This is a genomic window from Paenibacillus sp. 23TSA30-6 (assembly GCF_014858585.1).
Taxonomy (GTDB): domain Bacteria; phylum Bacillota; class Bacilli; order Paenibacillales; family Paenibacillaceae; genus Paenibacillus.
On the sequence record NZ_SLTL01000008.1, the window covers coordinates 35,110 to 48,972 of the forward strand.

The 13,863-nt window shown below is 41.5% G+C and carries 14 protein-coding genes; 5 read left to right on the plus strand and 9 right to left on the minus strand.

The features are described 5' to 3' along the window. Positions 1-69: 69 nt before the first annotated feature. Positions 70-1,287 (plus strand): macrolide family glycosyltransferase, encoded by a 1,218-nt coding sequence (locus tag E0698_RS09185; RefSeq protein ID WP_192511357.1) that lies wholly within the window; start codon positions 70-72, stop codon positions 1,285-1,287. A 9-nt stretch (positions 1,288-1,296) separates the two neighbouring features. On the opposite strand, the gene E0698_RS09190 is transcribed toward E0698_RS09185, so the two are convergent. The 3 genes from E0698_RS09190 to E0698_RS09200 form a co-directional block, all read right to left on the minus strand. After that, complete coding sequence (locus E0698_RS09190) at positions 1,297-2,523, minus strand: sugar efflux transporter (protein ID WP_192511358.1); 1,227 nt, start codon at positions 2,521-2,523, stop codon at positions 1,297-1,299. A gap of 155 nt (positions 2,524-2,678) precedes the next feature. Continuing rightward, positions 2,679-3,452 carry an alpha/beta fold hydrolase gene (locus E0698_RS09195; RefSeq protein ID WP_192511359.1) on the minus strand — a complete coding sequence of 258 codons (774 nt, stop codon included), beginning with the start codon at positions 3,450-3,452 and terminating at the stop codon, positions 2,679-2,681. Then, complete coding sequence (locus tag E0698_RS09200) at positions 3,409-4,068, minus strand: class I SAM-dependent methyltransferase (RefSeq protein WP_337916194.1); 660 nt, start codon at positions 4,066-4,068, stop codon at positions 3,409-3,411. The genes E0698_RS09195 and E0698_RS09200 overlap by 44 nt, the downstream gene beginning before the upstream one ends. Before the next feature lie 139 nt (positions 4,069-4,207). Here E0698_RS09200 and E0698_RS09205 point away from each other — a divergent pair, with 139 nt between their 5' ends. Beyond that, positions 4,208-5,797 (plus strand): alkaline phosphatase family protein, encoded by a 1,590-nt coding sequence (locus tag E0698_RS09205; RefSeq protein ID WP_192511360.1) that lies wholly within the window; start codon positions 4,208-4,210, stop codon positions 5,795-5,797. Positions 5,798-5,800: 3 nt separating this feature from the next. Here E0698_RS09205 and E0698_RS09210 read toward each other — a convergent pair whose 3' ends face one another. Further along, positions 5,801-6,355 carry a helix-turn-helix domain-containing protein gene (locus tag E0698_RS09210; protein WP_134912472.1) on the minus strand — a complete coding sequence of 185 codons (555 nt, stop codon included), beginning with the start codon at positions 6,353-6,355 and terminating at the stop codon, positions 5,801-5,803. Between the two features lie 112 nt (positions 6,356-6,467). On the opposite strand from E0698_RS09210, the gene E0698_RS09215 reads away from it, so the two are divergent. Further along, positions 6,468-7,052 carry a LysE family transporter gene (locus E0698_RS09215; protein ID WP_192511361.1) on the plus strand — a complete coding sequence of 195 codons (585 nt, stop codon included), beginning with the start codon at positions 6,468-6,470 and terminating at the stop codon, positions 7,050-7,052. 100 nt (positions 7,053-7,152) lie between these two features. Here E0698_RS09215 and E0698_RS09220 read toward each other — a convergent pair whose 3' ends face one another. Further along, positions 7,153-7,548, minus strand: a complete 396-nt coding sequence (locus E0698_RS09220; protein WP_192511362.1) for a winged helix-turn-helix transcriptional regulator — start codon at positions 7,546-7,548, stop codon at positions 7,153-7,155. A 164-nt stretch (positions 7,549-7,712) separates the two neighbouring features. On the opposite strand from E0698_RS09220, the gene E0698_RS09225 reads away from it, so the two are divergent. Then, on the plus strand, positions 7,713-8,273 hold the full coding sequence (locus E0698_RS09225) for an NAD(P)H oxidoreductase (protein WP_044644578.1): 561 nt from the start codon (positions 7,713-7,715) through the stop codon (positions 8,271-8,273). An 88-nt stretch (positions 8,274-8,361) separates the two neighbouring features. Here the strand turns inward: E0698_RS09225 and E0698_RS09230 are convergent, their stop codons facing one another. From E0698_RS09230 to E0698_RS09245, 4 genes are all read right to left on the minus strand, one after another. Further along, the gene (locus E0698_RS09230; RefSeq protein WP_192511363.1) at positions 8,362-9,612 is read right to left on the minus strand and encodes an ABC transporter permease; all 1,251 of its coding nucleotides are present in this window, start codon (positions 9,610-9,612) and stop codon (positions 8,362-8,364) included. After that, a complete protein-coding gene (locus tag E0698_RS09235; protein WP_192511364.1) occupies positions 9,596-10,915 on the minus strand; it encodes an HlyD family secretion protein in 1,320 nt (439 codons plus the stop codon). The genes E0698_RS09230 and E0698_RS09235 overlap by 17 nt, the downstream gene beginning before the upstream one ends. 132 nt (positions 10,916-11,047) lie before the next feature. Next, positions 11,048-11,578 carry a MarR family winged helix-turn-helix transcriptional regulator gene (locus tag E0698_RS09240; RefSeq protein WP_192511365.1) on the minus strand — a complete coding sequence of 177 codons (531 nt, stop codon included), beginning with the start codon at positions 11,576-11,578 and terminating at the stop codon, positions 11,048-11,050. Positions 11,579-11,696: 118 nt separating this feature from the next. Continuing rightward, positions 11,697-12,857 (minus strand): MFS transporter, encoded by a 1,161-nt coding sequence (locus E0698_RS09245; protein WP_192511366.1) that lies wholly within the window; start codon positions 12,855-12,857, stop codon positions 11,697-11,699. Positions 12,858-12,974: 117 nt separating this feature from the next. Between E0698_RS09245 and E0698_RS09250 the strand changes: the two genes are divergently transcribed. Further along, positions 12,975-13,850 (plus strand): LysR substrate-binding domain-containing protein, encoded by an 876-nt coding sequence (locus tag E0698_RS09250; RefSeq protein ID WP_192511367.1) that lies wholly within the window; start codon positions 12,975-12,977, stop codon positions 13,848-13,850. Positions 13,851-13,863: the final 13 nt, after the last annotated feature.

The window sequence follows — 13,863 nt, forward strand, 5'->3', positions numbered from 1 at the left end:
GTATTTTTATCTTTCTAGCCTTACATTTATTGCGAATTAAAATCTATTATTATGTTGGAGGTGTAAGGTATGGCACGTGTGTTAGTAGTGATCACGCCAGCTGAAGGTCATGTTAATCCGACATTAGGATTAGTTAAAAGGTTGGTAGACAGTGGTGAGGAAGTGGATTATGTGTGTACGGAGGAATATCGTACGAGAATTCAACAAACGGGAGCAAAACTGATAACCTACCCTTTTATTGATGATGCTTTTTCTAAAGACTCTGATTTAAAGCCAGCAGAATACAAACATCATTATCAATTTGTGTACATGATGGTTAGAGGTATGATTCTTCCGATTATTCCAGAGGTTTTGAGAGTTATAGAAAACAGGACTTATGATTATTTAATTTTTGACTCTTTGATGGGCTGGGGAGGCACGATTATTGCAGAGAAGCTGGGGATTCCTGCTATATGCTCTATCGCTTCTTTTGCTTTCGTAGAGCCTCTGGGGTCGGGGCAAGGCATGGATGAGAATGATCCGGAGGTGAAAAAGTTGTACACGGCTACGATGCAAATAACGCATCAATTAGCTAATGAGCTTCAGGTAGCCGCTCCGGCTATGGACAAGATCGCTCCTCATGTCGGAAGCTTAAAAATAGTTTACACAAGCCGCTACTTTCAACCGCAAGCCGAAAAACTGGATCACAGTTTTATTTTTACAGGTCCTTCTATTGTACCGCGTAAAGATGCTCCATCTTTCCCGTTCGAACAACTTCGTGTTCTGCATCCACAGGCGGTTTACATTTCAATGGGTACTATTTTGAATAAAGACTTGGAATTTTATAAGCTTTGTTTTGCAGCATTTCGCGATTTGCCTGTGCAGTTTGTGCTGTCTTCAGGCAATTATACAGATATGGAGCCATTGGCAAAATGTATCCCTGACAATTTTATTGTCAAGCCCTATATTCCGCAACTGGAAATGCTGCAGCATGTAGACGCTTTTATTACACATGCGGGGATGAATAGTACAAGTGAAGCCCTGTATTACAATGTGCCGCAGGTCATGATTCCTTTAACATCAGATCAGCCCATCGTCGCTAATCGGGTGCAGGAGCTGGGAGCGGGTGTTGTTGTGGATAAAAAAGAGCTTACACCCGCTACTTTGAGAGCTGCCTTATTAGAGGTTTTGAATCATTCAACCTATAAACAGCAGGCCCATGTGATTGGCGAATCATTACGTCAGGCTGGCGGGTACAGACATGCGGCAGATACCATTATGAGTCATTTCTCCACAATAGAAAAATAAGGTGCCAGACTATAGACTGTGATTCCTTTCTTGTAGAGCAGCCGATTTTTCAAACTCTAATTTTTTTGAAATCGCCAGAAGACCAAGGGAGCAGAGGATCAGGGCCAAACACACCCAATAGGTGTTTCGGTAACCCATCCATTGAGCGGTTAATCCGCCCATCAAGCTCCCCACCAGTCTTCCGATGGTTGTCGCATTGGAATACAGCGTCGATGCGTATCCAGGAAGAGAGGGCAACAAATCCTGCATGTAGCTGATGCCAATGGCCGAAATCACTGCAACAAAGAAGGCTAGAAGAAGCTGTCCCACTAATAACTGCCACATCTCCGTAGACATAAGGACGAGGAGATAATAGACGACCCCTGTTATAGCTCCCCAAAATACAAGCAGACGGTTGGAGTATTTAGCAGCAAGTATGCCCAACATGATCATCAAAGGTATTTCTAAAACCGCGCAAATACTGGATACTAGAGCAACGTCACTCATGTCTCCTTTTAAATTATGAATGATAAACAAGGAAATATTTAAACTGTTCATCCAGTGAGACACATAGAGCAGAGTGAGAACTGAGAATGGTATCAGAATTTCAATGTTTTTATGCAATGTTATGTGATGGAGTAAAGGTTGATTCTTACTTTTGAGCTGAGATGGGGATTGCTTAATAAAACAGAATAGAAGAATAGCTATAAGTATAAAAATAGAAGTCGTCCCTATAAAGATACCTTTAAAACCGGTATGTGCAATCAGGAAAGACCCAAAGAGCGGCCCCGTGATAAAACCAAGGGAAAACATAGAACGAAGTGTTGAATTGGCAAAGGAATGATCTGCTGCTTCACTGCGATCAACCGCTTCACGTGCACTAGCAAATAACTGCGGCATTCCAGGTGCTCCCATTCCTGTGAAGACAGTCATATATACAAAAAGTACATAAAAATTTTGTATGACAAGATATCCTGCAAATGCTATCGCATTAAATAACGTACAAATCACTAAAATTTGTTTGCGATCCAATCCAGTATCAGAACGTTTGGCAATCAGAGAGCTTAACCATATACCACAAATCAAAGTCACAGCTGTAAAAACACCAAAGGTTCCAACAGATACGCCAAGTGTAGTTGTAAAATATACAGCCAAAAAAGGTGCGCTGATCGATATGGCCATACCTTGCAATAGCATACAGATCATGAATAGCGGGTAGTTAGGGATAACAAAAAGATTTTGAATACGCTTTAGCATTTCATTTTACACCCCTTCAGATTTAGAAGCAGAAACATATCCATCCTATCTAAACTATATATGATTTTAGTATAATATGTATATTTACATTGTATAAACATTATTTTTAGATTCGGATGCATAGGTGTACGTGGAATTATCCTGTAGGGTTTGCCTTAAAGGCTGAAGTGTTCTACGAACTGCTTGATCAGTTCGTTCAAAGGTCCGGCGGCCTTCGTAGGAAGTCGGTGATCGACTTTTTTTATGAAAACAAGTTCACTATTCCGCAATTGTTGATGTAACAATTTGGCATAAGGATGAAAGAGCTTATCATCTTCCCCATAAACAAGCAGGACAGGAAGATGAATTTCCCCGAGCCGAGAGGTGCAGTTGTACTTCAAGCTATACCGGTAATATTGTTCGACATTTCTGGGATTTCCCTGTTTCGCATCGTTGAATAGCTCACGGAATAAAGAAAATTGTTTAGTTTGCGACCAAGCATTAGAAATCGCAATCGTACCGACTGCTCCGATTTTGGAGAGAGCAATGCCCACAGAAATTTTGTTTCTTAGTCGCCATTCGTTTACTTCCGACATTCCACTGATAACGATGCCTCCCCATGCCCGATCCGGATAAGTTAGGAGAAATTCAAGCACTATCGAGCCTCCGGTAGAATATCCACACAAAAAAACTTTATCAATGCTCATCCGGTCCATCAACTGTTTAATATCCTGAGCGATTAGAGGGTAAGTAACCGTCTGTTCGGAAGGCTGACTCTTACCGTGTCCTCTGATGTCAAAAGCAATCGTTCGAAAATGAGGCGATAGCCCTTGGATTTGGTATGTGAAATTTAAGCTTGTGAGTACCGGAGGGTGAATGAAGAGGATGGCGATTCCTTTTCCGGAATCAATATAGTGCATCGAGTATCCATTTGTGTTTGTAGTAGTCATCGTTTAATTCCCCTTCCATTGATGATTTTGGTTTTACTGAAAAAAATAACTCGTGATATAAAAAACATTTTCGGAATCGTTTTATGACCCTACAATCATAATTCTGATCTCTAAACAATCGAATATATTCTTTTTCATTACGAATATACTCCCCGTTGTCGTACCATTTCATAAACAAGTTACATAGCGGTTTTTTCTTGGATAAACAGGGCTCCATAACGACAATGGTTCCGTTAGGCTTTAGAATTCTTTGAAATTCCTTCATGTAACTTGATATTTCATCCGAAGAAATGTGGTGTAACACAGCGATAATAAGTATGTAGTCGAACGACTCATTATCAAATGAGAACTTCTTACTATTTAATACTTGAAATGCATGGTGGCTATATAATCGCTTTGCATAATCAATTCGTTGGGCGTCAGGATCAATCCCAACATAATACAACGGGTGAAACATGGAGCAATTTGCCCCAGTACCGCAGCCAAAATCCAGTACAGTTTGGCCATCAAAAGAAAAATGGGAATGTACATGATCATGGATATATTTTTTAGTAAACCATTTCGGACGGACAAACCAATGATAAAGTCTTGGTGAGAACGGAATGTTAATGGGAATTCACCATCTTTCTAATTATTCGAGTCATTAGAGATAATTTGGCCTATTATTCAAAAAAAATCATGGAATAATTTTTTTTAGTGTAAGCAAAAATAAAAACATCAAGGGAATTGTGTTTTTCAAAGAAGGGGATACACAAATGGGGATAAAGTATAAAATCACGATTGTGCTAGTGCTAAGTTTAAGTTTACTAATCGTCGGTTGCAGGGCGGACTCCAGTCAACAGCTAAATCAACAAAGCATCAAGTCCCATATCCCAGTGAATAATAAGGCCAAACCTGTCATATTCATCATGATTGATTCTTTAATGAAAAAGCCATTGCAAGATGCGATTCAACAAGGCCATGCACCCGCAATGCAATATCTCCTTAAAAAAGGGCAATACTTCCCGCAGGTTGTGAGTTCATTTCCCACGATGTCCGTGACGATCGACAGCACATTATTAACGGGGACGTATGCAGACCGGCATCATGTGCCCGGACTTGTGTGGTACAGCGACTCAAGGAAACGCATGATTTTCTACGGAAATGGTGTCAAAGAAGCCTTTAAGATAGATCAAATGCAAGTATTTATGGATGCTATTTATCAGTTAAATCAAGTTCATTTGAACAAAAAAACGAAAACAATTCACGAAGAGCTGGCCGATAAAGGAAAAGAATCGGCATCAATCAACGCTATTGTTTTTAGAGGAAGAACGGAACATGACTTAAAAGTACCTCGCTTCATAGCGAACAGCAACCGTGTGCCAGAACAATTGAGAATAACAGGACCTAAATGGTTTTCCTATGCAACTTTTGCACAACTGGATCCAAAGAATAGCTGGAATACTCCTCCGTGGAAAAAATTCGGGATGAATGACGAGTTTTCCGCGAAAGATACTGCTTTTCTAATCAATCAAAAAAAACTTCCAAGCGTAACCATCGCATACTTTCCAGAAAATGATAGTTCGGTGCATAAAAAAGGCCCGACTCAGCTGGAGGGAATTGAAAAAGCGGATCAAGCGCTGCAAACCGTGCTTAACGCATACGGTTCGTGGGAACAGGCTGTAAAAAATGCTATATGGATTGTCATGGGGGACAGTGCGCAAAGCGCTGTTTATGATGATCGACAGGTAGCGACTGTTGAGATAGAGCCGCTGTTAAACCATTACCGCATAGCAAAATTAAATCAATCAGTAAAAAAAGAAGATCAAATTGTCATTTCCACGAATGAACGAATGGCTTATGTTTATGCGATTAATGATAACGTCGAGTTATCCGATGTAGTGAAGCGCTTACAAAAAGAGGAAAAGCTCGATATCATCGCAATGAAAGACGATAAAAATAATATTCGTGTTACAGGAGGGAAAAATAGTTCCATGTTTTATTATCGTCCCGGTGGAAAATTCACCGATGAATATGGACAATCATGGACATTATCGGGCGAAAAGGACCTTGTGGATATTACGATAAATAACAGCCGGATCAAGTACGGAAAATATCCTGACGTTTTGGCGAGGTTATACGGGGCCATGTATTCTCATGAAGGAAAATACGTTGTCGTCACGGTCCAACCCGGATATGAACTCGTTGGTGAAAGTTCTCCTACCCACATCGGAGGAGGGGCTCATGGTTCGCTACATGAAAAAGATTCCCTTGTCCCATTAATTATTTCCGGAACGAATACACGGCCCAGAACACTGCGAATCGTTGATATAAAAGACTGGATTATGCAATTGGTGAACGGATAAGTTTTACATTGGATAGTATATGACCAAACTTAATCGAGTTAATGTTTCACCTGAATTATGATAGGTATGGGGTCTGTCCGCTTTGAAACGGATGGAATCACCACTTCTTATTGTATATTCAAGGTTATTTACACGGACAGTTAATTCTCCATCAAAGACAGTTAAGAACTCCTCCGTTCCCTCTCCGTGCGAATTGGAACTTAGGAAGCCGTTTTGTTCTATCTCGATTGAATAAACTTCAAAGCGTCTATCATCTTCGAAGGGGAAGTGGGGATAGGCGCGATATTTTCCGTTGTCTTCTGTTAATATTTGAATTTCACTTCCTAAAATCACTTTTGTATCTGGCTGTGGATTATTTATTAATGAAGTAAAAGAAATCTTTAATCCATTGGCTATTTTCCAAATCGTTGTAATCGTAGGACTGGATTCGCCTCTTTCAATTTGACCGATCATCGTTTTACTTACTCCGGTGAGTTCTGCGACCCTTTCCAGACTTAATTTCTTATTCTCTCTAAAGGCTTTTAAGTTTTTGGCAATGATCAGATTGATCGTCTCCATAAATACCTCCTGTACTTGTGTACAATATAACGTCTGTATTGTACAATAAAACGTAAGACGTTATATTGTTCTTTTTGGACATTATAGCATACATCAAAGAGGGGGTTCCAAAGTGCCTTTATTATCGTTTTTGTTATATGTGTTTGTTACCAGCTTTACGCCAGGCCCCAATAACATTATGGCCATGCTATTTGCTAATAAATACGGACTTAAAAAGACAATTGGATTTTGTTCAGGAGTAGGTGCAGGTTTCTTTGTAATCATGTTATTGAGTAGTTATTTTAATTTGTTGCTTGAAAATTTCATTCCCAAAATTCAATTTGTGATGACGATCCTGGGTGCAGCCTATATGCTATATCTGGCTGTAAAAATAATTATGAGTAAAGATAATGGTAAAGATAATGATGGGGGCAAGAATAACAGTTTTCTAACAGGTATGCTTTTACAATTTATCAATCCGAAAGGAATTTTATATGGTATCACTGCTATATCAACCTTCATCCTTCCATATCACCATTCAAATTTCAGCTTGATGATGTATTCGTTATTTCTAGCTTTTGTTGGTTTTATGAGTACATTCTGTTGGAGTGTGTTTGGCTCCGTTTTTCAAAAGTTCTTATCTAAGTATAGAAGTCAGTTTAATATAATAATGGCTTTGTTATTAGTGTATAGTGCAGTTTCGATCCTTGTAGAATGAAGGCATGCAAGTAATACAAACAGCCCCATTGAAGGAACTCTTCATTGGGACTGTTTTGTATTTAGGCGGATAGCAGATGAAGCGATGGCGAAAAGGCCGTTCATTCTGCTTTACTTTTTTCCACACAAGGCTCTTCCACAGAATATTCCTCCAGCACCGTTGTTTTATCACCATAAACCCTGTCTAAGTGTTCTTCTCCCCATAAGCAAAAACGATCGAGCAGATCTTTAAAATCCCATCCGTATTCACTAAGCTCATACTCTACTTTGGGTGGGACCTGGTTATAGATAATGCGGTGGATGATCTCGTCCTTTTCCAGCTCTCTAAGCTGTTGGGTAAGCACTTTTTGGGTGATTTTTGGAATGAGCTGACGGAGTTCATATGTACGTTTTCTGCCGTTGGTTAAATGATACAGGATGGTGGCTTTCCATTTCCCGCCGATGACCTCCAAGGTCGCTTCAATCCCGTGCATATATGTTTTGGCGTTATCTTTCATTTGTTTTTCTCCCCTCGGATCTGTAGTGCAAAAAAAGCACTAAGGAACCTTAAAGTACCTACGGTACATTGAAGTGCGTACTTCACACTTTCATATATATCAACCATAATAGCATCTGTAGACAGGGTACACCAATCACGAGGAGAAAGAAGGTTACGGATAACATGAAAGTTCTATTGGTCGTTACGCATCCTAGAGAAGATTCACTTACCCTTGCAGCCATGAATCGTTTTGTAGAGGGATTGAAGGAGAATAAGCACGAGGTAGATATTTTGGACTTGTATCGGGATGGGTTTAATCCGGTATATAGCGCGGCAGATGAGCTGGATTGGAATACGCCTCATAAACAATATGCTCCTGAAACACGGAGAGAGATGGACAGAATTGCTGCTGCGGATGCTCTGGTCTTTGTGTTTCCTCTATGGTGGTACAGTGTTCCTTCCATGCTAAAAGGGTACCTGGATAAAGTGTGGAACATAGGTTTACTTGAGGAGTTCAAGACAAAACAGGTCTTGTGGCTGTGCTTGGCGGGAGGAACGAAAGAACATTTGATCAAGTATGAATACCACGATATAGTTACTAATTATTTGAACAAAGTGATTGCTGTTTACGCGAGAGTAAGAGAGTCCAGAGTTGAGTTCTTCTACGATACCTTGTCCGAATCGAAAGAATACATTGAAGGTCTGCTGGAGCACGCCTATCAATTAGGTCGAGCATATAAGTAAACTTGAAAGAGCTATCCCAAAGCACCTTCAAAACCACTTTTATAGTGATTTCAAAGGTGCTTTTTATTTAAGTATGAACTGGGGATAGCTACCCTTTTATTGGCTCGTGTATAGGCACTGTAGCTCCTCCTTGAACAGAGATCCCGCCGCCAGGCGTGCTAGTTGGACCAGCGGAATGAGCTGCCCCCATTCCAGGAGCATCGCCTGTAGCATTTTTGGCCAGCTTTTGCTTTTCCCACAGCGCTCTGGCTATAACCAGCATGGAGAGTACACCGACATATAGTAACAGTGATCCAAGTTCGGGAAGCATTTCTTGTAAAGGCGCACCACGCAGTCCCATCGAGCGCACGAATTTGTACAGCCATGCAAATGGAAAGAAATCACCGATTTGGATCGCTAAAGACGGAAATAACGATCTTGAAAGAACGGCTCCCGAGAGCACAAAAGCAGGCATGAGTACAATAACCATTCTGCCGATGGCTACTCCCGGATGTGCGGCTCCCCATGCTACCAGAATATTGAGACAAACTGTACCGAATACATACAGAACAACCGGAATGATAAAGAGAACCGGATTGGCCTCGAAACGACTGCCCCCAAACATTTTAAGTACTCCGAGAGAGAAGATTAAACCTGCCGTCGAAAACAGCGTGTAAGGAAGAATACGCAGCAATATATTGAACGGATTTTGAAGTTCTGCAGCCAGCCTTCGGGAAACCCTTAGTCTGGCAATCAGAGGCAAGCTGTTAATATTAAGCATCATAAAAGAAAACATACAGGTAAATGCAAGCACTGATGTATTCTGATAATCATTGGTTGGATTAAAGAGAGAACGTACTTCCAGAGCAATACCATTTAGGGCTCCCTGGGCCTGTTCTGCATTCATTCCGGTTTTCATAATAGCTGGAACGGACAGCCCCATATTCTCGGATACGCTAATTTCCTGCATGGCCGTGCGAATCAAAGTAATAGATTGCACATTGGTGTTATCCAGAATCAGCCCCACACGACTGGAAAGGGAACGATTGTGATTGGCCTCCAAACCCTTCGGCAGAGAAATAACAGCTAAAAATTTCTCGTGATAAAAATATTGTTCAGGGTTGTCACTGTATGAAACAACCTCAGCCACGTTCATATTAGGGGAGGCATCTATTTTCTGGATGAACTCACGGCTATAGGCTGTGTTATCTTGATCCACCACGACTACGTTAGCTTCGTTAATTTGGCTGCTTGGGAGTAGCAGTGAATATCCCAGCACTGCAATCAGCGGGAAAATGATAGCTATGATCGGATACTTGGAGTGGACCAGGTACGTCCATTCATCACGAAGAGATTTCATCAGTATTCACCTCAACTGTCATACCTGGTAGCAAAGAGGACTCTTTTGGTACATACACACGTACTTGGAATGTAGCCGTATCCGCCTCACCTTTTTCACGAGACATTTTTACATTAGCGAATTGTGGTGCAGATGTAACATAGCGTACAGTACCTTGCAGGTCCTTATTTAGAGCGGAGATGTGGGTTTTGATTTCTTTATTGGCTTTAAATTTCCCCACTTGGTCTTCGTTCACGTAGAGATCGTAGTATAACTCGTTGGTTTCTAAAGTAATAACAGGAGACCCTTGTCCCACATTTTCGCCCACTTTGGTACTGATAGCAGTGATCTTGCCATCCTGCGGTGCTTTCAACACCAGACGTTCTTTTTTGAGTAATAGCGTTTTAAGCTGGACTTCCTGTGTTTCCTTTTGTTGCTGTAGAAGATCAACGGCCAGCTTCTGATCTACTAGCTGTTGACGACTTTGCTGAATGGTTTCCAGTTGTGTTTTGGAACGATCCACGGACAATTGGGCACCACGAATTTCTTCCGCTGCTTGTTTTACAGCAACAGATGCTTGTGTCGTTTGCTCTTTGGCTTGCATTCGTTCTTCTGCGGTTGCGCCATTGAGTAGCTTTTGCAGCGACTCTTGTTGCTGACTCAACTGATTTTTAGCTAAAGTCAATGATGACTCGGCATCATCCAATGCAGCTTTGGATACACTTCCTGCATCATATAGTGCTTTGTTACGATTATAGTTAGTTTGGGCCGTCTGAACGCTTTTGGTTGCGGAGGCTACTGCAATTCGCTGTTGCTGAATATCCTCATGTCGAGCACCATCATTGACATGCTTTTCCGCTGCTGTGGCTTGACGCTCAGCCGCTTCCGCCCGTTGCAATGCCGCGTGACTCTTACTTTGAGTTACTTGAGATTGCGCAATATCAAGCTGTGCCTGCTTTTCTTGAGTTACAGCTCGTGCATAACCTAAGTCAATTGATTTTTGCTGTTGGCTGATCTGTGTATTGAACTGGGCAATTTGCGTTCGCAGTTGTTCAATTTGCAAATCAACATCTTTGGAGTCCAGCGTCATAAGAGTAGTACCTTTTTTTACGGGAGTTTCCTCTTTTACTGGAATACTGAGGATTTTTCCGCCCACTTGTTCAAAGGATACATGAATGCTGTCCGAATTCAGTGTTGTACCTTTAACAGATCGTGAAGCATTGACTTGGTCTTGTCCGTTGGTTTGAAGTAGAAAACCTCCGCCAATAAGACAGGCAATAGAAATTAGAGGAATAATGAGACTGGTGACTTGTGTGCGATTCATTGAGTAAATACGCTCCTTTAAGTAATCAATTAGCTTAGGCATGAAGATAGAATAAATAATAGGGTATGTAGATATTATTTATTTTAAAATTAAAAAGTAACCCGGCTAACTAAAATTTAAATTTTAGAGTTATTATGGTTTCGCTTTTTTATATATTTCTTGTGCTTGGGGAATGCCGAGTTCTATTTTTTGCAGTAACGTCAGCAATAACTCTTTTTCATCGGTGGATAGGTGGCTCATCAGCTTGGAGGTGCTTGTAAAATGTACAGGCAGTAGCCGCTCCATCAATTCTGTCCCTTGGTCAGTCAGTTTAACGATGCTCATACGACGGTCAGAAGGGTGACTTTGTCTAATGACAAAACCATCGCGCTCTAGGCGGTCAATGAGTCCGGTAACAGTAGGTTTGCTTATTCCCACTTTTTCCGCAAGCTCTGTAGCCATCAGTCCTATGTTCATGTTTCGGTACAAGAGAATTAATATCGAAAATTTTCCATGAGATATACCGAATTGTTCAAAGCCCTCAAAGCTAACTTTAAAAGTACTGGAGGATACGCGCATAAAGAATAGCATGGCTTCTGTGGCTTTGATATCAATCTCGGGAATACGCATAGAAAATTCTTGAAGTGTTTCACGAGTGGGCAAATCCCGTAAATCAAAATCCATAGGGTTCTCCTTTCGACTGGAAGTTATTACAATTCGAAATTTTGTTAGCTGGCTAATCATAATACAATAATATTTTAATTACAAGCTAAATTTTGATGAGATTCTTTGTTTACGGAGTTTATAAAATTTTATCGGAAAGCGGAAGTTTAGATTTGTTCCCTATTTTTATGCCCGCCACCATCATCGTACATATGATCATAGCCAGTATGAACAAGGTTGGCACAAACGTTTGAAACAGGTCGAAGCTCAGACCGATCAAGGCAGGTCCCAGAGAACCTAGCAAATATCCTCCAAATTGCATCATGGCAGACCATGAGGTGGCTTCTTCTGTATGCGCTGCTTCTTCGATTGGAATAAGTAGCGCTAAAGGAAACAGTCCACCAGCTCCAATGCCCAGGAAAATAGCAGCTACCCAGGGAGAAGAGTGTATCATCAGCAGGACAATGCCGATCAATTCAGATATGCCACATAGAAGCAGCCATGTTGTTCTGTTTCCAGATTTACCAGCAAGAAGAGGGATGGAAAAGCTTACCGGGATTTGAATCAAGGTAAATAGGGTAAGCACCATACCGGCTTGAGCATGGTCTAAACCTGCAGCTTGCGCGATGGGGGCCAACCAAGCAGTCACAGCGTAAAAAATAGCCGCCATACAGCCAAAAAATAAAGTAAATAAATATACCCGTTTATTCCTGATCAAGAAAGACGAACTCCGCAGGTTTTTTGCAGGAGCTTCTCTTTTTTGGAGCAGGGGGAGAAGGAGTAACACAGCGGGAACCGCTAAAATGCTCCAGAAGCTTAGAGCGTGCTGCCAAGAGTCCATTTGTCGGAAAAGTGGCACAGAAAAGCTGGATGCAACGGCTGCTCCGATTACCATGGAAACGGAATAAAGCCCGGTTAACCCTGGTTTCTCGGGAAAATATTTTTTGATAAACCCCGCAACCAAGGGGCCTGCGATTCCGATACCTATTCCAGAGAATACAGCGGTAGCGAGCAGGAAGGAAGTATGATGAACGAACATGCGCAGGAACGTGGCTATGAGGATCAACAGCATGGCTGCAAGCAAAGATCTTTCAACACCTAAGCGACGCTGGAGCCAGATAGATGAGAGAGAGAAGAGGCCCATACAGAAAATAGGCAGCGCCGTAATTAAACTGGCAGTCACCCCGCTTAATCCCAAATGAGCTTGAATGATATCCAGTAAAGGCCCGACGGAAGTAATGGAGGGTCTTAAATTTAAGGAGATAAAAAATATAATCAGGATGAGATACACCAAACGCATACAAAACACCTCTTTTCTTTAACATTGAACTCATTGTAGATTTCGTTCTATAATAGATCAATACTATTTATTCTATATAAACAATAGTTATAAGCTATGATTTGGAGGCGAGATTCCATGGAAATTCGGCAATTGCAATATTTTCTCCGATTGTGCAAAGAGCTGCATTTTTCCGAGGCTGCCTACAAGCTGGGGATTTCGCAACCTACGCTGAGTCAGCAAATACGGGTATTAGAGGATGAGGTGGGAGTCCCTTTGTTTGACCGTATCGGCAAGAAAACCGTAAAGACGGAAGCAGGCGAGCTTCTGGAGCACTACGCTTCACAAGTCATTCAGCAATTGGAAAATGCAAAAAACGCCATATCTGATCTGACCCATCTCCATACCGGTCATTTGCGTGTTGCGGTTCTGCCCTCTGACCTGGATTATCGGCTGACTCCTGTACTGATCAGCTTTCACAAGGAGTTTCCTCATACGAAGGTTCAGGTCATTCCCTCGATTGATATTTACAATGAAGTGCTTGATAATAAAGTGGATATTGGAGTAGGCTTGGGGATTCATTCGGATCATCGTTTGCACCGGATTCCTTTTTATACAGAAACGCACAGCTTGTATGTGAATACAGAACATGATTTAGCAGACAGAGATATGGTGGTACCGGAAGATTTGGCCAAAGTGCCTTTAGTGATGTTTCCCAAAGGATTTGTCGGGCGTGACCTGGTGGATCGTTGGTGTGAAGATCAAGGCATTTTGATCCATCCTTTGATGGAAACAGGATCAGCCACGTCCCTGTTTCAACTGGTGAAAGAAGGCATAGGAGCTACGATTCAGCCGAGCCAACTGATTGAAAGCTTCGGGTCCTTGGGGGTTCGTGCTATTCCGATCGAGCATGCACCTACCCGACATTTAGAAATGTTTTATCGTGTAGATAAATATGTAAGTCCAGCCGCAAAGGCCTTCATTCAAAAAATGGAGATGTTTTTTAAAAATTGAAATCCAAAGTGAG

Excerpts from the sequence above, each read along its gene's own strand:
- E0698_RS09185 (WP_192511357.1), top strand. The coding sequence starts at position 70 with ATGGCACGTGTGTTAGTAGTGATCACGCCAGCTGAAGGTCATGTTAAT.
- E0698_RS09190 (WP_192511358.1), bottom strand. The coding sequence starts at position 2,523 with ATGCTAAAGCGTATTCAAAATCTTTTTGTTATCCCTAACTACCCGCTA.
- E0698_RS09195 (WP_192511359.1), bottom strand. The coding sequence starts at position 3,452 with ATGACTACTACAAACACAAATGGATACTCGATGCACTATATTGATTCC.
- E0698_RS09205 (WP_192511360.1), top strand. The coding sequence starts at position 4,208 with ATGGGGATAAAGTATAAAATCACGATTGTGCTAGTGCTAAGTTTAAGT.
- E0698_RS09210 (WP_134912472.1), bottom strand. The coding sequence starts at position 6,355 with ATGGAGACGATCAATCTGATCATTGCCAAAAACTTAAAAGCCTTTAGA.
- E0698_RS09220 (WP_192511362.1), bottom strand. The coding sequence starts at position 7,548 with ATGAAAGATAACGCCAAAACATATATGCACGGGATTGAAGCGACCTTG.
- E0698_RS09225 (WP_044644578.1), top strand. The coding sequence starts at position 7,713 with ATGAAAGTTCTATTGGTCGTTACGCATCCTAGAGAAGATTCACTTACC.
- E0698_RS09230 (WP_192511363.1), bottom strand. The coding sequence starts at position 9,612 with ATGAAATCTCTTCGTGATGAATGGACGTACCTGGTCCACTCCAAGTAT.
- E0698_RS09235 (WP_192511364.1), bottom strand. The coding sequence starts at position 10,915 with ATGAATCGCACACAAGTCACCAGTCTCATTATTCCTCTAATTTCTATT.
- E0698_RS09240 (WP_192511365.1), bottom strand. The coding sequence starts at position 11,578 with ATGGATTTTGATTTACGGGATTTGCCCACTCGTGAAACACTTCAAGAA.
- E0698_RS09245 (WP_192511366.1), bottom strand. The coding sequence starts at position 12,857 with ATGCGTTTGGTGTATCTCATCCTGATTATATTTTTTATCTCCTTAAAT.
- E0698_RS09250 (WP_192511367.1), top strand. The coding sequence starts at position 12,975 with ATGGAAATTCGGCAATTGCAATATTTTCTCCGATTGTGCAAAGAGCTG.